The organism is Paenibacillus thailandensis (assembly GCF_042685365.1).
Lineage (GTDB): Bacteria > Bacillota > Bacilli > Paenibacillales > Paenibacillaceae > Paenibacillus_AP > Paenibacillus_AP thailandensis.
The window spans coordinates 1-17,896 of the sequence record NZ_JBHUMY010000028.1 but is presented as its reverse complement, the minus strand read 5'-3'; the positions used below and the strand labels follow the sequence as shown (position 1 = coordinate 17,896).

General features: G+C 49.8%; 14 protein-coding genes and 1 riboswitch. All 14 genes read right to left on the bottom strand.

Features of this window, described 5'->3' with window-relative positions:
- Positions 1-4 precede the first annotated feature (4 nt).
- Positions 5-3,145 carry an ATP-binding protein gene (locus ACFSW5_RS19500; protein WP_379276752.1) on the bottom strand — a complete coding sequence of 1,047 codons (3,141 nt, stop codon included), beginning with the start codon at positions 3,143-3,145 and terminating at the stop codon, positions 5-7.
- A 9-nt stretch (positions 3,146-3,154) separates the two neighbouring features.
- Positions 3,155-4,051 carry a hypothetical protein gene (locus ACFSW5_RS19495; RefSeq protein ID WP_379276750.1) on the bottom strand — a complete coding sequence of 299 codons (897 nt, stop codon included), beginning with the start codon at positions 4,049-4,051 and terminating at the stop codon, positions 3,155-3,157.
- Positions 4,041-6,176, bottom strand: coding sequence for a dynamin family protein (locus ACFSW5_RS19490; RefSeq protein ID WP_379276747.1), 2,136 nt, complete (start codon positions 6,174-6,176; stop codon positions 4,041-4,043). Before ACFSW5_RS19490 ends, ACFSW5_RS19495 begins: the two co-directional genes overlap by 11 nt.
- Positions 6,160-7,278 (bottom strand): hypothetical protein, encoded by a 1,119-nt coding sequence (locus ACFSW5_RS19485; RefSeq protein WP_379276745.1) that lies wholly within the window; start codon positions 7,276-7,278, stop codon positions 6,160-6,162. Before ACFSW5_RS19485 ends, ACFSW5_RS19490 begins: the two co-directional genes overlap by 17 nt.
- Positions 7,256-8,908 carry a dynamin family protein gene (locus ACFSW5_RS19480; RefSeq protein ID WP_379276743.1) on the bottom strand — a complete coding sequence of 551 codons (1,653 nt, stop codon included), beginning with the start codon at positions 8,906-8,908 and terminating at the stop codon, positions 7,256-7,258. Before ACFSW5_RS19480 ends, ACFSW5_RS19485 begins: the two co-directional genes overlap by 23 nt.
- A gap of 164 nt (positions 8,909-9,072) precedes the next feature.
- Positions 9,073-9,678, bottom strand: a complete 606-nt coding sequence (locus ACFSW5_RS19475) for a hypothetical protein (protein WP_379276741.1) — start codon at positions 9,676-9,678, stop codon at positions 9,073-9,075.
- Positions 9,679-9,764: 86 nt separating this feature from the next.
- A riboswitch (cyclic di-GMP riboswitch) is annotated at positions 9,765-9,847 on the bottom strand.
- 223 nt (positions 9,848-10,070) lie between these two features.
- Positions 10,071-10,193: a hypothetical protein gene (locus ACFSW5_RS19470; RefSeq protein WP_379276739.1), complete on the bottom strand. Its 123-nt coding sequence runs from the start codon at positions 10,191-10,193 to the stop codon at positions 10,071-10,073.
- 208 nt (positions 10,194-10,401) lie between these two features.
- The gene (locus tag ACFSW5_RS19465) at positions 10,402-10,761 is read right to left on the bottom strand and encodes a transposase (protein ID WP_379276737.1); all 360 of its coding nucleotides are present in this window, start codon (positions 10,759-10,761) and stop codon (positions 10,402-10,404) included.
- An 88-nt stretch (positions 10,762-10,849) separates the two neighbouring features.
- Positions 10,850-12,343: a DUF2357 domain-containing protein gene (locus tag ACFSW5_RS19460; protein ID WP_379276734.1), complete on the bottom strand. Its 1,494-nt coding sequence runs from the start codon at positions 12,341-12,343 to the stop codon at positions 10,850-10,852.
- Positions 12,318-14,579, bottom strand: coding sequence for an McrB family protein (locus ACFSW5_RS19455; protein ID WP_379276732.1), 2,262 nt, complete (start codon positions 14,577-14,579; stop codon positions 12,318-12,320). Before ACFSW5_RS19455 ends, ACFSW5_RS19460 begins: the two co-directional genes overlap by 26 nt.
- A 39-nt stretch (positions 14,580-14,618) precedes the next feature.
- Positions 14,619-15,692, bottom strand: coding sequence for a PD-(D/E)XK nuclease family protein (locus ACFSW5_RS19450; RefSeq protein ID WP_379276730.1), 1,074 nt, complete (start codon positions 15,690-15,692; stop codon positions 14,619-14,621).
- Positions 15,693-15,704: 12 nt separating this feature from the next.
- A complete protein-coding gene (locus ACFSW5_RS19445; protein WP_379276728.1) occupies positions 15,705-16,955 on the bottom strand; it encodes an HD domain-containing protein in 1,251 nt (416 codons plus the stop codon).
- Between the two features lie 22 nt (positions 16,956-16,977).
- Positions 16,978-17,163 (bottom strand): hypothetical protein, encoded by a 186-nt coding sequence (locus ACFSW5_RS19440; RefSeq protein ID WP_209844460.1) that lies wholly within the window; start codon positions 17,161-17,163, stop codon positions 16,978-16,980.
- Between the two features lie 61 nt (positions 17,164-17,224).
- Positions 17,225-17,665: a Zn-binding domain-containing protein gene (locus ACFSW5_RS19435; protein WP_379276724.1), complete on the bottom strand. Its 441-nt coding sequence runs from the start codon at positions 17,663-17,665 to the stop codon at positions 17,225-17,227.
- Positions 17,666-17,896: the final 231 nt, after the last annotated feature.

Sequence of the window (17,896 nt, the reverse complement as noted above, 5' to 3'; positions counted from 1 at the left end):
CTTGTCATCCCTCCATAACCAGCTGCTTGACGAATTGTTTTGTAACTTGACTGCCCACCTTTTGAGTCAGGAGCAGAATCGTTTTATATAACCATTCAAGGGTTGCCTCGGTTTCCGTCCTGGTTTCCGACATCCTTTGCATGCTCAGCTTGTCTCTTACCACGGCTACAAACCGCCTTACGTTTGCAATCTTATCGTCGGTCCAGGCCACTTGCTGCAGTATGCCGGCCTGAAGCAGCTCATTAGCCGCCAAATATGCGGCTCCATCTGCGGCGGAGGGCTCTTCGAACAGACATGCCGCGGTTTGAACATCGCCCAGCACACGGTCGTACGACTCCATGAGCAGCGGATAAATTATCTCCCGGCGGCGAAGCTCCAGCAGCCGTCGTTCCCTATCGGACCAAGGCGCCGCGACCCCTTGGACAAGCAGTCCGATATAGTGGGCTACAAGATCGCGGATTCTTGTAATTTTTGCGAAGTAAGGACTCTCGTCCAGCACCTTCTCGAGCATCAGCTCAGTCAGCGTCTGCAGAAACTGCGGGGCGCTGCCGGGCAATACGTCCAGTCCTAATCGGTACGCCAGATTTAACAGAAGGCCCTGAGCCTCCTTGACCGCCGCAGCGGACTCGTCCAGCTCGCCAAACAATAAGCTGTTATAAAGCTTTTGCCCGATCTGCATAATCTTTTTGGCGGCGTATTCGTCCTGAATCATGACCTCTGCAAAAGGGTGCACGTACCCGCGGCTCTCCATAAACGGGTTGTATGTTCGCGCCGCCTCGGCGAGCTGCCGTTCCTCTAAGTACTTTATATTCTCTTTGGCCGGATAAACCTGCAGATGCACAGGGCGGTTCATTCCCTCCTGAAAGACGAGGGCCTCGCCCTTTTTCAGCACCGAAATATGCATCGCATGAGTCTGCTCCAGGCCAAGCGCATTACACATGCTTTCTCCGTCATCCCGGGCCACGAGACGATGCACGATTTTCAGGTTCGTATTCTTGACGGCATCCGGCGCGAGTTTGTTCGGAATCTGATCGACGATCAGCATCCCTTCGCCCATCGAGCGGATTTCGCTAAGCAGATTGCTGAAATATTCGACGGATTTCCCTTTAATGTTGGCAATCTCCGGATTCCCGTGAGAGGTATGGTTGCTGAACACGCGATGAGCTTCCTCAACCACCGTCACGTGGCGCAGCTGAATGTCAATCCTGCCCGCCGGCTTTTCCACTTTAAGCTGCTCTGCCAGCCTAACGAACAATATCCCCATAACCAGTGCTTTGTCGTCCTCGTCCGCGACGCCTTCGAGCTCCAGTACCGTCGGATAACGCAGCAGCTCGCCGAAATCGAAGCATTCCCTGGTATTCAGCAAAAGCCCCTTACTCCCTACCATCAAGCTTTTCAAACGGGTCAAAAGAGCCGCTCTAATGTTGGACTTCTGCTCTTCCGCATAGCCGGAGCCGCTCAAATAATCGTCCACCTCATGGTACAAATCCCTCAGCGTCGGAAAATAGCGGCTTCGGTCGTGTGAAGTGTCCACATATATGTTGGTGGAATGGTGAAGGCTCCATCCCCGCTTTAAGTAAATGGTCTGCAAGCACTGCTCCAGTATATTGGGCATCGACGCATACATCGAGAACGACGCCATAAATATTGCTTTTAACGAATCGATGTGCTGCTGCAAGGAGCAGCCTTCCGGGAAATGAAACGGATTCAGCCGAAAGGGCGACAGTTGCTCGCTGCCGAGCGTATACACTCGAAGCTCAGGAACCGTACTCGTCAAATGCCTGTACTCGCTCTTGACGGGCTCGATGACCAGAAAGGGCAGCCGCAGCCCCTCAAGCAAGCGGAAGATCGTGTTCGTTTTGCCGCTGCCCGTTAAGCCGGTGACTAAAGCATGCTTGGTCAGCTGCTCCGGCTCCAGGGACAGTTCCTGCCCAATTGCAGCGCCACGGTGCAGAATATGGCCGAGCGCAATCGTCCCTGAGCCGCTTCCCGGATTGACTCCGTAATCCGGTGCCGCCGTTACGCTGTAGCCGCTCCATTCGAATTCCGGCAGCGAGGCGATGCACGCCAGCTCCGAGCTGGTGTGCACCGAGGTCGCCCTGCTGAGCCTGCCGTTCAGCACATCCTCGCTCGCTTCATCCTCCGGTAAATACAGCTTCTTCATAAGCGTGCCGACGACAGCCGTATCGTCTCCAAAGGAAACCGGGCAGGTCTGGTTTTCCTCGCCGGCGACACCCCCGGAATACACCGCCTTCATCACCTCAAGCGTTTTGGCTGAGCCTGCGCTGAAATAAACGGCCGTCTGCCACATGCCTTCCGCTAACCCTCGGTCGTATCGTTCTATTTGATAATCAAGAATCCGTACGAGGGCCGCCGCATCGGCATGCTCGACTTCCCGCGATTGATCTTTTGTCACGGTATGCCCCTCGGAGCTCGTCTTGCCGCTGCTCGTGCCCCCGCCCCTAAACACGTTTTCAAGCATGCTGCTGGAGCTGTTAACGTTGGTGTTATCGGATAGCTGCGTATTTTCAGCCATGCTCTCCGAGATCGAACCGGACTTATAAGGGTATACCCGGTCTCTCTCCTCGTACAGCTTGACCCGGCGTCCCTGGATCTCCTCAGGAGATAACGGAGCGGCGGCAATGATCACCGTGTAGGCCTCGCCTTGGCAGCCGCGCAGCAGGGCGTTCATCCAAGACGCCCGATCCGTATCCAGCGCCCGGGGAATACCGACAGCGTAAGCGCAGTATTTGCCCGGTTCCCCTTCCGTGTGAGCCTCAGACTGAAGCTCGGCCGAGGGAAATACAGAGCGGACCATGCGGCCCGTGTCATCATTGGAACGGGATGCTCCCCCAAGACCGATAGACACCGAGATACTCCCGGAAACATCCCCTTTTATACGATAAAATGTAAATTCCCGAATACCGGCAAATGATCGGATCAACTGGAGTGATGCCTCTCTGATCTCCTTCGCCTGCTTCTCGCGGTCCAGCTCGCTGAGTCGGATCTCGCGCAGCGTGACCCAGCGAAGTGGCGGACGCTGCAGTTTGGAATGGCCGGTGCGAATCGCAGGCCGCCGGTTCGGTAACGCATAATAGTTGGCTTGCTCTTGCAGCGTAAGTTTCTCGTTAGTAGAAAGTATCATGGCCAGCTCCTAAATTGCAGTTTTGCTGATATGGCGGTAGTTGCTCTCCATCTGGTCCACCAACGCGATAATAAAGCGGGCGACCTCCTGATGCCGCTGCGCCAGCACTTGCTTTATATCTGCCCCGGTAACGCCGGAAGACGCGGAAGCGGCGGCGCCTGACGAAGCGGACGGAGTTGGAGTACCCGCCGGCCTCGCCGCAGCAGATGTCCTTGGCGGCGCCTGCTGCGGCCTTGCGTTAGGGGCTCCCGATAAAGTCACATAAGTTCGCTGCTTCGGCTTCTGGCCCATCATCAGCTCGGCGGCGGTCAATAATGCAACGCCGCCAATCACCATGCCGGCAGCGGCCGCTAATGCGGTTTTGCCGATGGCGAAGCCGGCGGCGGTCGCAAACGCGGCTTTGCCGATGGAGTAGCCCGTAAGACCACCCAGCAGAACACCCGTCCCTGCCGAGACAATGCGAATTCTTTGGGCCGCCATTCGGCCCGGCCCTCCGCTCACCCTGGGGCGATATTGCGGCGCATTTTTATATTCAAAATGCCCCCTCTGTGCCGAGGCGCCGGTATAAACGGGACCGCTCCGCGGCGGCTCCGTTGCGCGCTCAGGCTCCGCCGCACGCGGCGGCTGACATACGCAGGTGTTCACTTCCTGCTTCGGCAGCATTCTCCGGAAGCGTTCGTACAACGCGCCGCCCTCTTCGCGGCCAAATTGCTGCTCCAGCTGCTCTCTGACCTCATAGCTGATCTCGTCGACCACACCCTGAATGTATCGGTTCACATCCGCCGCCTCATCCTCGAAAATGACCGAATAAGACGAGACCGGCCGATCTTTGAACTGTCCTTCGAAATAACGGTAAAAGTCCGCCAGGTAGGCACGGATATTGCTTTTATACGCGTCAAACTGCATGCTCCAGTACCTCCTCTTCGGCTTCCAGACTCTCCATCTGGCTCGCGATTGCCGCAAGCTTATCCTCGCACTCTTTAATGCGTCGGCGATTGCCTTCCATCACCTGCTCCAACGAGGTTTCCTTGCCCAAAAGCTCATGGTTCATAGACTCGATCATCCGGGTGCGCCAAGCCTGATAAGATTGAATACGCTCCTGAACCTTCTGCTGGAATGCATTGATTACCTTCCGCAAATTATCGGATACGGTTTTCGCGATCAGATTCGCTTCCTTGCGGAACTCCTCCGCCGCTTCATTAGTGAGCTTTCTCACCATTTCCGTAATGTCCCTACGGAACGCCGAATCGTCGAAAACGCGCTCCTGCTCCTGGGCTCCGACCCAAGACTTGATCCAGTTCCACAGCCCGGGCTTGTCTACGTAGTCCACGTGCCTTGACGCCGTCTTATCGATGTCCTTCTTAAGCTTGTCCGACAAACTCACCAAGGTTCGGGAAAACTCGTTTTCTAGGTTTTTCTCAAGCTGCTTGATGAGGAGCTCGACGTTAAAAAACGAATTCGTGTCCAGCTGATTGTCCTTCAGGTCCAGCTTCTGCTGATAGCCCTGCTGAACGGCGTTTTCGAAATATTCGAAGTAATTGCCTAGCTTCATTCCGGTCTGGGCGATTTTTCCGCTGATGGCATCGAACGAGCTTTTGATCAGCTGCTTTTTGGCGACAGCGATTCGATCGTTCATGCGGTCCGCGACTTCCCCGACGATGGTTTTGGCGTTATGTTCCGTCAAATATCCTTTGCGGCCGTCCCAGAACCTGCCGATATCGTAGCTGAGCTCGTCGATCAGCCTCGGCACGAACGTGTCGCGCACCTCTCGCGTGACCGCCTCCAAACCGCCGCCGCCGGCGGTGCCGCCGATCAGCTCCTCGCGTATGGTCCGCTCCACATTTTTCGACAGCTCCGCGTTCAGATCCCCGATAAACTTTTTAAGCTCCTCCAGCCTTTGGATATAAATCTCCCGGTCCTGCTTAAGCACATTTTCGACGAGCTGGATTTCTTCCATCCGGTCGGAAATTTGTCTTTCGTATATACCCTGAATGCACTGAATGACGTCCTCGATTAAAAAATTGTTCTTCTGCTCCAAATATTCCGCCAGCGCCGCCTCCACCTCCGAAAAGCGGCTCAATTCAAAGATCGTTTGGATTTGCTCCGCCCCGAGCTGACGCCCGGATATCAGGAAGCCTTCCTCGTCGCGGTACCGGATATTTTGATCGCGCTGCAACGTAGAAAGCTCAATTTCATTTTGGAAGTACATTCGGGACACCAGTGCAAAATACGAGGAGACCTCATAAATTTGCGGATGGGGCAGCAGAGGCTGGAGCACCTCGAGCAGGTCCGACTTCGCATCCTCCAGTTGCTTTGGACTAAACTGGTCGATCTTATTGAGAATAAAAAAGATATGCCGGCCATCTTTCTCCAGATTGCTGTTCTTTGCATCCTCCACCCGCTGGTTGATGACCTCCTGAAAGTGCTTCTCCCCCACACTGTCCGGCTCAATCAGAAACAATACGGCATTCACCGTAGGCAAAATTCTCTGCGTGATCGCTTCATGCTCCTCGTGACGCGCGAACAATCCCGGAGTGTCCACGATCTCGACCCCGCCTTTGCATAAAGGAAGATTCCAATATACATCGACGTTTTGAATCGTATCCTCCACCCGTTCGATAATTTCTTCCCCGTCCTCCCCACGGTTTACGGCCGTCTTCCTCTTCAGCAGCATACGCAGCTCTTCGGGGGCGAGAGTCTCCCCCTCGGAAGGCAGTACCTCTACGTGCCCATCCATATAATGAATTTCAATACGGGGATTCTCGGCATACTTCAGCGTCGTGATAGTAGCCGTTTCGGCGCGAACGTCCATGGACAATAGGTCCGTACCGATCAATCCGTTAATAAAGGTAGATTTGCCTGCGGAGAAGGGCGCCACGAGAGCGATCCGGAACGTTTCCTCCTCCAGCTTGGACATGCTTTCGAGAAGTCCGGACTCCTCAAGCGCCTCTCGTCCCAGCTTAACGTCTTCCATGGTCTCCCGCGCCAATTTAAGCGATTGTTCTTTTCTGATTTTAAATTGCTGCAGCATGAGCAAGCCTCCCGTTCGTAATATAAGAAATGAGTTCGTCGATACCGCTTTCCCTGAAGAGCGCTTTGTTCCAATCGGCGACGTAAGCTTTATTTCGCGGAAACCCGTAGCTGTCCGTGATCACAATAAAGGGGTCTCGGGCAAGTTCGGCCGCCGTTTTGGCCCCCGCCGCCAGCGAGTCCATCCATTCCAAATAGCTGCTGCTTACCGGAAACACTCGAATTTGGGGAAAACGCTTGGCCGCATCCTGTACGAGCTCCGCCATTTCCCATACATTGCGCTCGTTTCCTCCGTCTATTAATAAGACCGGACTTGGGCAGTCCGTCGTGAACCCATCCAGGGCGGAATCCCATTCATCATATCTCGTGTAGATAAGAATATGATCTTCCTTGGTGACGTACCGGCTAAGCTTGTCTGGCTCTCGCACCTCGTGAAACACGATGTCCGATGAGTGGCGGTTCATGCGTTCAATCCACCCCGTATCCGTCCGGCATACGTACACATGGTGCTTGCCGGGGGCTCTTCGAGCGGTAACCTCCGGAGCCTGCAGGAACTGCTGCGTCACCCGCTCGAGCAGCTTGACAACCTGGGAATAGCCGAGAAGCCGTTCCTTTTGGCCGCTTTCCACGAGCTGACTAGCCGAGAGAAATGCCTGCTGCGCTTCGTCCCATAAAGCAAAGCCGGTATCCGCGAGCTGGGTCCCAGCTTGAAGTGCGTCCCGATATACCGCAAACGCCCGTAGGGACGCCCACATCCATTGCGGCTGGTTGTACAGCTTGCCCAGCTCCGCGGAGAGCTCTCTTTGCACCGACTCCGCATCATCGGGCGATAGCCGATCGGAATCGTTCAGCACAAAGAGCATGCTTTCCGGATTGGCCCCGGCCTCATGCTGCCTCTTAACGTGACGCAGCAGATGAGCGCTAGGCGTTCGTGAGGCGTTCAGGAGATATATGGAGGCGAACTCCTCGGAGTGATTGACTTCGTCCTCCAGCCCGCATATACGAACCGAGGAGAATTGCCCCCACAGCTGCATATGCGCATTGATTACGTGCTGTATTTCATCCCGATAACGTACGGTATCATAGAATATGATTAAGTTCATCCTGCCTTCTCCGTTCCAGCATATGTTTTGTCTTGCTGCGTATGTATCGTTCCAGCCTGGTCAGACCGCTGAAATCCAGCATTGCGGGCAGATGCTCCTTCGTTAACGTACGGCCGGAGTAGATCTGCTCTCCTATTTGTGCATATATGTATTGATCCTTTTGCAGCTGCTCCAGCGGGACAACGCCCTTCTGAGCCAGTCTCGCCATCAGCGCCAAATAACCGGATACGGTAAATATCGGCACACTCTGCAGCCTGTCGGGAAGTGATGCTCGCAAATCTTCGGTCAGCTTCTCCGCATCATCCGGGTACAAATCCATCTTTCCGATCACAAAGAGGCACCGACTCTCCCTGCCTTGGCTGTACTTATAGATCTTCTCGCCGTAATGGGAGTGTCCAACTTTTTTCGGATCGATCAGGAACAGAATCACGTCGAGCTCAGGGATCACCTGATCCGTGATTTTGTCATGATGTGCGTGTCTCCCGAACAGGCCCGGTGTATCCACCCACTCGATATGCTCATTCAGCTCGCTCATCGGGAGAGCGGCATGAACCCGGTCGATACCGTCGCCATGCTCGCGAACGCTGGTATGCTCATGCAAAAACTGCCTCATCGGTTCCAATGAATCGAATACCCGCGCGACAGATGACTGGTTTTGCTCCAGCATTAAGGTGTAGCGATGACCCCGTGTGATGTGAGTAATATTGGCGGTCTCAGCCCGAATATCGTCCTTCAGCAGCGAAAATCCCAAGAAAGCATTTAATAGCGTGGACTTGCCGTAGGAGAATGGACTAACCACCCCTACCTTCAGCTTCCCACCCTTTTTCTGCAAAAAAATCTTCATCAAGCCTTGCCGATAGCTTTCGTCGATTTCAGCGGCATTCGCGACGGCTTGCTGCAGCCCTATGATAAGAAACTCCCTCTGCTCGAACGATAACGTGTCATAAGCTCGAATCGTTTCATAAACCAAAGATGCCAGCGGGTGCCCCTCCGGCAGCCGAGCGCTCAGACGCTCCGCCGACTCTTGAGCAAATAAATCATGCCGGCGAAAGAGCGTATCGAGGCGCTCCTCCGGCAGTTTTCCCTTCAAGCGGTTCAGACGCTCCGCCGTCAGAGCCTTAAAGCTTGTCACCTCCGCCTTAAATCGTGACAGCGCTTCGTCCCAGCTTCGATTGGACCATACTTTGAGCAGCTTCACGCTGCTTGTCCCCTGCGGCAGCCTCTCCGCAAGCATCTCCAGAATGCGGGCGAACAGTCCTGAATGCTTCACATACGGCGAGAACAAAGCCTTCATAGGAGTGAGACGTCCTTCCTCCCCGTGAGAGACAAATATAGCCTCCGCTGACTCGTAGGACTCGTAAATAAATAAACCCAATTCACCGTCGCCCAAGGCGATATGCTCATCATTAGCTTGCATCAGCAGCTCCAGGTAGGTGATCAGCCTAATGTTCAGCTCTATTTCCTGGGCCAGCTCCTTGAACAACACGCCGTACTCCCGAATAAGAGTCATCGGCAGCACGAAAAACCGCACCTCGCTGTTCGCCGTATTAGCCGCCGCCCAGACAAGGAATTCGGAGATCACCCTTCTGCGAAGCCGTCCGGACAATCCGGCAAGCAATACGCTATCCAACCTCCCGCAGGGCCGGTTCGGCCATATTCGAGAAGCTGCCTTGGCCTCCGCCCCGAACAAGAAAGAATCGTTTATATTAGTAAACACCGCGTGAGGCACAACCGCTTCGCTGTTTCCGCATACAAACCTGACAGAGCCGGTTGAAAGAATCGTATAAGAGAATTTCATGAGGCGCCCATCCATTTCACAACGGCGTAACACAAACCTGCAGTAACCAAAACCGCAATAGCAGCAGTACCTGCTACAAATCTGCTCATCCGTTTTAATTCAACCGCCAGCGAATGATTTATCCCTTTCCTGGCATTCTCCATGGTATGCACCATATTTTGCTCGATCCGGTAAATTTGATCGCTCATCAGACTGATTTTTCGTTCCGTCATCTTCTCCTGCTGTAAGGATACTTGATCTAATCTATCTGTCAGGCTGGCCGCATTGGACTTTATGATTTGCTCCAGCTGGCTATGATTAGCCGAAGCCATAGTTCGGACATGTATAAGCTCACGGAGGATGCTGTCCTTTAGTTCGAGCAAACGATCTTCGATCAGAACTTGCAGCTCATCGAGCTTTTCTGCAACCAATTGGTGCTTCGTCTCTCCTTGAGCTTCCAGCTCTTTACGGTGCTCGAGCATCATATTCAATATATTTTCGGCATCGGAGCAAAGCCGCAGCTTGAGCTCGTCCAGCCATGCCGCTTGTTTGGCCAAATACTCGCCCGTACTCGCCAAATAATCTATCATCGTTTCCTTTTCATCTTCGCGCTGCGGAAACATTTGCTATCACATCCCGTCCCATGGTGCAAAGAAGCCCTTAGAAAAAAATTCTAAGGGCGGCGTTCGTTGTATATATGCAACGTTATAGCTGCAGCTCGGCCATCATAGTTACCACCTTAGACCCGTAGCTTTGCGTCCTCATCTTTCGACAAGTTTGCACATGATTTCCTCTATTAGCACTACCAAAATAGGTACAATCTACTAATAATAATTATAGGAATTACCGTTTAATCTGTCAATGCATAAGTCGATCTGTCGAATGCCCGTCGATTTCAAAACCGCTTATCAGGTTGGGATGGCAGCTTTTGCAGTCTATAGTTGCTCACACAGCAGTATGAGTTATGATAGATCGTTACATCTACACCAATCTTTTAATAACTCCATAAGCTCCTTCAACCCAACAATATTTCCTTCTTCATCTGGAAATAGCTGCAGAAAATAACCGCTCCCAGTTTCTCGAATTGAGGCTTGTACCGGATCACCGGGATATACACAAACGACATCATGAACAGCATTACGCTTATACCGCCTTGTCGGCAAAGCAGTCGATCCAAGAGCAAAAAGAGCGACCGAAATGAAGAAAACAAAATACATCTGACTGAAAAACGAAGTGAATCTGAAGGCGGAACTAAAGGAACCGCTGTACCGCCTGAAGGATACCAATCTGTTAACCGGGCGTGCCTACCGGTTAAAGCTGGCTTTGCAGCTTAATCCATTTGTCGGCTATTTCAATTTTGTCCGATAAGCTGGGTTCTGCATTTTTAGCAAATCACGAAGAACAGCAACCTCCAGATCTTTTTCGCCTAAGAGCTCCTTCAGTTGTTTGTTCTCGCCCTCAAGCGAACGAAATTCCTGAGGCGATGGCGTATTAGCCGCAACCGCTTTAGACGAAGAATCGGTTGTTTTCCAATCTGTGTGTTCCGATTGCTCTATCCAATGGTACAGCATCTTGGGATTTATGTCATGTCGGCGCGCTACTTGCACAGCATTCCCGACCTCTTTCGCTTCTTGAATCACGTGCTGTTTGAACTCGATCGTAAATCGTCTCCGTTGAATAAAAAATCCCCTCCACTGGTTCTTCATCTAGCTTACTATGTTAAGTAACCTAGACTCAAATCCAATTTCGGGGCTTAAGAGTTCGTACACTTCCCCGGTCATTTCATTCTCCCAGTTATATTTCCATTGCCATTACTATCTCAGCTAATTTGTCCTCCAGCTCTTGGCCATTTCCGCCTGGCTTTAAACAATAAGCCCCCATCTGATACCGCTGGCGATACTCATCTCCGAATAGGTGCGAATTTTCCTCCCCAGGTGCCGGCGTGATGATATATACCTCTTCCACCACCCTGCTCCCGTCCGCTTTGCTCACGATCCCATCCCGATACTTGTGCATCTCGCCGAGTGCCAACGGAAGATTATGGTCAAGCCGGTATTTGGGGTCAAAAATAGTTAGCTTCCCCTCTGATTCGAGAACAATATCGGGCTTCATCCCATGCGTGTACGTGACGAAATCCTGGGTAGCGCTTGTAAACCACCGCTGGTACGCAAGCGTCGCTCCGCCAACAAGCTTAACTCGACTCTCTTTCTTCTCGGACAAATTCAATACAAGACCGTCCTGCTCCAGGGAAAACAGCCCGGCAGGATCCAGCAGCACTTCCTTTTCCCGGAGAATCTTTACCATCCGCATGAAGACCCAGATTTCATATAGATGATACGTATCCTTCAGCGGAATCGAGTGTTTGAGGCCGATCGAATACTCCTTAAACTGATAAAGCTGATGAAACCAAGAAAACCAATTGCGATAGATCGGATGCTTGCGAAACGCTTGAGAAACCACAACCGGACCGACATAAGGCTGTATGTGATGCAAGAAGGAAGACCGAAGCCAATAGTGGATACGGTCAAGATAATGCTCTGCTTTCAATCGTATGGCATCAACAGCTGCAGCTTGATATTCACGCAGAAGACGCTGTAATTCATGCAGCTGTCGAAGCAGAACTTGATTCTCATATACGTTGAAGGTATCTTCCCGTACACCGGACCAAATAAGCTCCGGAACAGGAATCTCCGAACTCATGCCATTACCTGAATGACGTTCCGACCAAGCGAGCAGAGCCGGCGTTACATGCTTCACATTTTCTCTGCGAATCCATTGATCCGTTGTTCTTAGCCTGCGAAGCGGCTCCGTTTGAATTTCTTTGAACGTTCGCTGCAAACGATAAAATGTCCGATCGATATAATCCCACTGGGCCATGGATATTTTCCGCACAAAACCGCTGTTATTAAACTTCGATTGTACACCGCAATGCTGAAAACAAGCCGCGGCTTCTGTAAGAATATCCGAAATCATCTGCCCAAAATCGTCTTCGGTTAACTTCCGCTTATCCGAATACAAATAGGTTTCTACGGTTACACGCTTTACCTGCTCGATGGTGAATTCCAGCATGCCAGACTGAAAAGGCGCCGGCCACTCGCCTTCCCAGCCGTAATCCGTAGAGACCATTGGCAATGGCATACCATTCAATAGGAATCGGAATGGAGCATGGTATGTCGTTCTCCATCGATACGTTTTGGCCTCTTCGAAACGCATTTTCTCGATGGGAGTCCATATCCCCGTATCCGGGCACAAAAACTCAAGACTATCTCCAGAACTGGGCTGCACCATATCGATCCAGTTCTCCCTTCATACGCTGAAGATGATGAAGCGACTCCGAACCGTCACCAAACACTGCCCTCGTCCAATCTATTAAATCGCTTAGCAGGGAATCAATCCGTTCATCTCCGCGAATCTTAGGCAGTACTTTCTCAGCGATAACCCGATCTACCGCCTCCTTCTTTTCCATCCGGATATCCGGATCAAGCTCAACATTGGCGTAAAGTTTACGGAGCATCTCATTCATCGTTCTATACCCGAAATGAAGGTCATATCGTCTTAATTTACGATGGAGCTCCTGTAGCAGCTCCCATTCCTCCTGTAAGGCAGTTTTATACTTGGACTCTGCCTGAACCCAGAACTGATCCAGATCGACATCCGACAATGTCATGACGAAGGCTCTGTCCAACACTTTATCCGAGATGCTGTGCGTCGTCTCATCCACGTTGATCGTGCCTATTACATAGAGGTTGTGAGGGATATGTAGCTCCTGCGGAACATCTGTAATATGGCTTTCCGTATGCAGACGAATCGGCTGTCTCGATTCAATGGCACTTAAGTAGTCACTCAGATAGTATTCGACGCGGGCCAGATTCATCTCGTCCAGCACAATGAACATCGGTTTTCCTTCCTGGATGGCTTGAAGCACGGCGTTCAGGAATGGCGTCCGAACATATCTTTTTTCCAAAGCGCTGTAATAACCGAATAAAGACGTAGAATCGGTCCAATCCGGCCGAACCGGAATGACTTTCAAATACGGATTCATCGCGTCGTACGTTTTGCCGTATACCGCGTTTGCATAGAGCAAGCAAAGTCTTGTTTTCCCCGTACCGGATATCCCGTTCAGGATGACAAAATGTTTGTCTTCCAGGCTCGTCAGGTTCAAATGGAAATCCCGAACAATAGCGTCCGGATATGTGAAGGGACTCTCGCGTACATTGGATAAGATGGCGCTCAGGTTAAAATCGTGCTGAAAACCCTCTTCCATTTCATCCTCTTCCTCAGCATGAGGTTCATGATCCTGAATGAATGGCTCTGGTGGATCTTTGGGAAGATGGATCATTCCTGTACAATCTGCGAATAGTGCAACAGCTGTGATCAACCTGCTCTTCACATTTTCGATTGGCTCCGTAAACAGCAGCTTCTCATTATCCCAAGCACCAACAATAAACGAATTCCCATCAAGCTGAAACCCGTGCTTCACTAATTCTTCAAGTGATTTCGTTTGATATTCTTTGTTATGACTAGATGAGTATTGATCTTTACCTCGGAACTTAAAGCTTTTCGTTATCGCCCACTGAATAAGTCCATTTCCATGTAAGTTGCGAAGATTATAGAAGAGATGCCCATATCCGTTGACAAACACGCCGATCGCTTCATTGGGTTCCCGCAAGTAGTTTTCTAACATCCCATCCGTTACCAATTGGCCTTTATCATAGATCCCGAATTTTTGCCGGCGTTGGTTAGGTTTGATTTGATTCACTTGATCGAACTTAACAACATATTCTTTGCCATGGAGAGTGAGCTTGATATCCTCAGCATGAGAATTGAACTGTTCCAATATCGTTAAAGATAGTGCATGGTTAGCAGCCTCATTACGTATAAATTTTCTTATTGGTTCAAGCAAATTCCAAGTGTCCCATATCACATCAACTAGTTCATCCATTGGCGGGATCTGATCAAAATCAATTAATGTCCCAAAATAAATCCATGGACGCCGCTTCTCATTTGCACATTTTTGGACATAGGGAATCAAGTCTGATTTGTTTATCATCACTTCGTCTTTATCGCTAACATAAATACTTACACGATCCGAAAGTGAATCTAGGATCTCGCTAAGTTCATCTACGTTTCGCTGAGTCCGCACTGCCTCCCAGAAAGGATAGAAATTGCTGGACAATATAATTTTCAACTTTCGATCTGCTCCGTTTAACGATAGCATTAAAGCGGAGTACTCGGATTGAAAGAAGCTTTTGTCCATGAATTCAACAAATGCTTTTTTGCCAATATCAGAATTCTGTTTGCTTGCCGCATATTTCGGATTCCTGGCATCATGCATCGTTGTACGAAGCGTAGCTTCGTATGTGTGCACATGGTAATCGAGCAATTCCGGGGCGGCATTCGCATATTTGTTTTTGAACTGGTCCATAAGTTGACGAAGCACGGGTTGGACTTCATCCAGCACACGTTGACAACGCAGTGATGTTTCGGGAATATTCAAAGCTTCTTCAATTTGGGTAATGTTCATGGTTGCCTCCAGGTCTTTCTGCTTTTCTATTGCGAGCAGTTATTTCCAGTGCAAGTCCGGATGATTAATCTTGATCTCTTGAAGCTCATTTAATTTATCAAGGAAGAACTTTTGAATTTCGTAAATGTGATCCTCATGATGAAGAAAATCGACTAGCCTACGGCCACAAGTAATCCCTTGCCATTCTGCGTCAGTGTTTAGATTGAAAGTTTCCCAGCTCGAATGTGCAGCAATAAAGTTCTGTAAGGCAGCTACTACTTTAGAAACGTCTGAGCAGCGTCGTGGACAGAATTCGTAAACAACGGAAACAATGGGGTAATCGTCATCTGTTAAATAAAAACCTACAGCCACCTCTGTGGCTCGCCCCTCCTGCTCGCTAGCTTTAACGTACCGTCTCATATACTTCAACTGGGTATAACGGTTATTTTGCTGAAGCGCCTTTCCGAAATATTTTGCCATTATTCCGTCTACTACTCCATCCATGCACTCGTCCATCATTCGTTGTAGCCGATTCATGTTTTGAATAGCATATACGTCAACTGGTGTGAACTGCCGATTATCTTCCAATCCGATCTCCCCCATATAATCCAAAACTTTGGACGCATAGCTATTCTTCGAATCCAACTGCTTAATCCACTTGAAAATGTGAAACCACCGCAACTGCCTGAAAACTATGTTTTTGTGATTCGCTAATACGAGCGAAGCATCCTTTTCATCAGAATATTGGGTTAAATAAAACAGATAACATTTTGTTCCTTGACTAGTGAGTACGCTGAGGTGATCCTCGTATCTAGAGAGCTGATCCGTTCCTTCCTGAGAGCCTAGCTTGCTTTCGATGAACAATACATATGGTTTCTGTCCTTCATAAAATCGTATCACCATATCCGGGCGGCTATCCATCTGATGATGAGGCAAAGCCGGAAACGTCACCTGTGTTTGAATGGATGAATGCTTCACTTCCTGCACCGGTATTTCTAATACATTCTCGAGAAAATCACTCATCGTCTCCTGATCACAGAGAAGTTCGGCGAACACTTCAGTTAAGAAGTCCTCGTGAGGATGACTATTACTGTTATTCAACACCCGAAATAGTCGGGAAAATACGCTCTTCATCATACGCTCCTTCTATAAAATTCCACGATCCATGTTTCTCTTGAAATGCAGATACACTTCGGACGGATACATATTGAGCAACTGCTTTAGAGCAGTACTGAAACCAATCAGAATCATGGGACCCTCGCTGTTCGATTGGAATTCGATACCACGCATCTGCAGATATGCTGCCATTGTAGAAAAATCCTCACTGTTGATCAGTTCAACAGAGTAAGCTTTCGTATGGATTGTGTCCATCAGATCCGATGCACCAAGACGTTTGAATTGGAGTTCACGATCCTTGATCGACTCCGGGTTCCCGTAGGCCGTTTCGAATGCGAGGTCTATGAATTTACGATTCCTTCTCAACTTCTTCCATTCTGCGTTTAACAATGTCGGACCAAATACTTCTTCGACTGCGTCTTGAAGGTCGTCTAATAATTCAAAGCGAGAAGCGTAGCCTAGGCTTTCTACCAAACCTCGGTAATACCACTCCTGACTCTCCCGTCCGCGTTTAAACCTTTTCCAAGCGTCCTCCCCGTGTACCTTCAAATCCCTCTGAATTGAACGTATATTATGCAGCTTATCTGCGCAAGACACCTGCCGAATTGGTAATGAAGCGTGTTTAAGTTCATCGAGCGTATGCTGTTTTCTCTCTTCCCAAGACGCCCCTTTGTCCGGTTCCGAGCAGCCTTTGACAATTTCTAGCACCACTGGCCCGAACCGCTCAAGCAAGTCTCTTTCCGTCGTTTCGGTATCTTCAAGCGTATCGTGTAAAATCCCAGCAGCTACGACTTCCTCTGAACACCCTGCCTTCTGCAAAATCATTCCTACAGCATAAGGGTGACTAATATAAGGGATATTGGTGCCTTTACGCCTCTGACCCTGGTGCGCGTAAGCGGCATACTCGATAGCTTGGTCGACAAGGGATGGTAACCGTGCTTCATTTTCCTTTACATGATCTCTGATCGCGTTGATTAACTTTTTTATGAATGCTTTGTCCTTAGGGGCCAGATCCCATTCTCCGGAATGACGCCACATTCTATGCAACGCAAACAAACATGCCCGTAACTCTGAAAGATTGAGTTCGCTAGGAAGGCGCTTATTGGTATTATAGTATTCGGCAACCGTAGCATGCAGGTTGACTAATTCGTCAGCGTCACTTTTAAAGTAGTCGTAACCATCGAATGTGAGAGCAAATTCTGCCCATCTTTGCCATACTTCCTTGGTCCGAGTTGAAGGGATATTCCATAATCTTAAGTTTGCATTGGTAATTTCAACCATTTAAATTCTCTCCCTATATAGATCATTCGTAAGGATTAGATCGTAACGTCATTCCCGGATTAACCAGCGAAAGCATATATTGATGTTCTTCAAATGTTTCGTTCAACCTGGACAACAACGTTGCATCCAATTCAATAGGAATTGCCTGGCCATCTTCAAACACACAAAGAGGAACGGCACCTTCTAAGATCGGGAATGCAGATTCCATTCGAATATCCTCATTCCAGAAAGTTAATGTATCTCGACAGAAGAATGGCTCCGAGCTCCCTTTATCCGAAAGATTTTCGTAAATGGTTGATTACCAATAAGGCCCCAGCCTTATGCAGCGGCTCATTCTGCTTCTCACAATGAAACAGCTGAATGCAGGATGGGCAGCCGTCCGAACAACCACAGCTGCTAATGATCAGTTGGGCTTTCTCCAATAGAACCCCGAACTTTTCAGCGACAACCTCGACTATCCCCGAACCGCCTCCTGCTTGGCTGTCGTAGAAGAACATTCCGGGCATTCCAAACAATGCTGAGCCAGAATAAAAAGAGGTGTGCTGAAAATCAGCCATACTGCACCTTACAACGGCCGGTATCGCCGAAGCTATGGCATGTTCAACGGCATGAAGGCTTCCCTCAACCAAAGTCTCCAAGTCAATGGATTCGCGATTCTGCACATCCTTGAGCAGACCTCTAAGTTCATCCCTTCCTTGGTGATCCCACATCAACCAAAACGCCTCGGTTTGAAAACTGACAGGATATGTGTTTGTTAATTGCACGGTTTCGGGAGGCGTTGCGCCGTGATTGTAGATTTTTTTGTAGCCAAATGTGCTTCGTTTTACGATTATGCTTCCAAAATTGGATTTGATCGCCGCGTCACTTATCAGAGGATTGGACCTCTGTCAAGATAGTAGACACAAATTTTATCGATTTACCGTATTAAAGTAGAATTTTCG

Bases quoted from the DNA above. Each gene is read 5' to 3' on its own strand.
- ACFSW5_RS19500 (WP_379276752.1), bottom strand. From the start codon at position 3,145: ATGATACTTTCTACTAACGAGAAACTTACGCTGCAAGAGCAAGCCAAC.
- ACFSW5_RS19495 (WP_379276750.1), bottom strand. From the start codon at position 4,051: ATGCAGTTTGACGCGTATAAAAGCAATATCCGTGCCTACCTGGCGGAC.
- ACFSW5_RS19490 (WP_379276747.1), bottom strand. From the start codon at position 6,176: ATGCTGCAGCAATTTAAAATCAGAAAAGAACAATCGCTTAAATTGGCG.
- ACFSW5_RS19485 (WP_379276745.1), bottom strand. From the start codon at position 7,278: ATGAACTTAATCATATTCTATGATACCGTACGTTATCGGGATGAAATA.
- ACFSW5_RS19475 (WP_379276741.1), bottom strand. From the start codon at position 9,678: ATGTTTCCGCAGCGCGAAGATGAAAAGGAAACGATGATAGATTATTTG.
- ACFSW5_RS19470 (WP_379276739.1), bottom strand. From the start codon at position 10,193: ATGCTGTTCATGATGTCGTTTGTGTATATCCCGGTGATCCGGTACAAG.
- ACFSW5_RS19465 (WP_379276737.1), bottom strand. From the start codon at position 10,761: ATGAAGAACCAGTGGAGGGGATTTTTTATTCAACGGAGACGATTTACG.
- ACFSW5_RS19460 (WP_379276734.1), bottom strand. From the start codon at position 12,343: ATGGTGCAGCCCAGTTCTGGAGATAGTCTTGAGTTTTTGTGCCCGGAT.
- ACFSW5_RS19455 (WP_379276732.1), bottom strand. From the start codon at position 14,579: ATGAACATTACCCAAATTGAAGAAGCTTTGAATATTCCCGAAACATCA.
- ACFSW5_RS19450 (WP_379276730.1), bottom strand. From the start codon at position 15,692: ATGAAGAGCGTATTTTCCCGACTATTTCGGGTGTTGAATAACAGTAAT.
- ACFSW5_RS19445 (WP_379276728.1), bottom strand. From the start codon at position 16,955: ATGGTTGAAATTACCAATGCAAACTTAAGATTATGGAATATCCCTTCA.
- ACFSW5_RS19440 (WP_209844460.1), bottom strand. From the start codon at position 17,163: ATGGAATCTGCATTCCCGATCTTAGAAGGTGCCGTTCCTCTTTGTGTG.
- ACFSW5_RS19435 (WP_379276724.1), bottom strand. From the start codon at position 17,665: ATGTGGGATCACCAAGGAAGGGATGAACTTAGAGGTCTGCTCAAGGAT.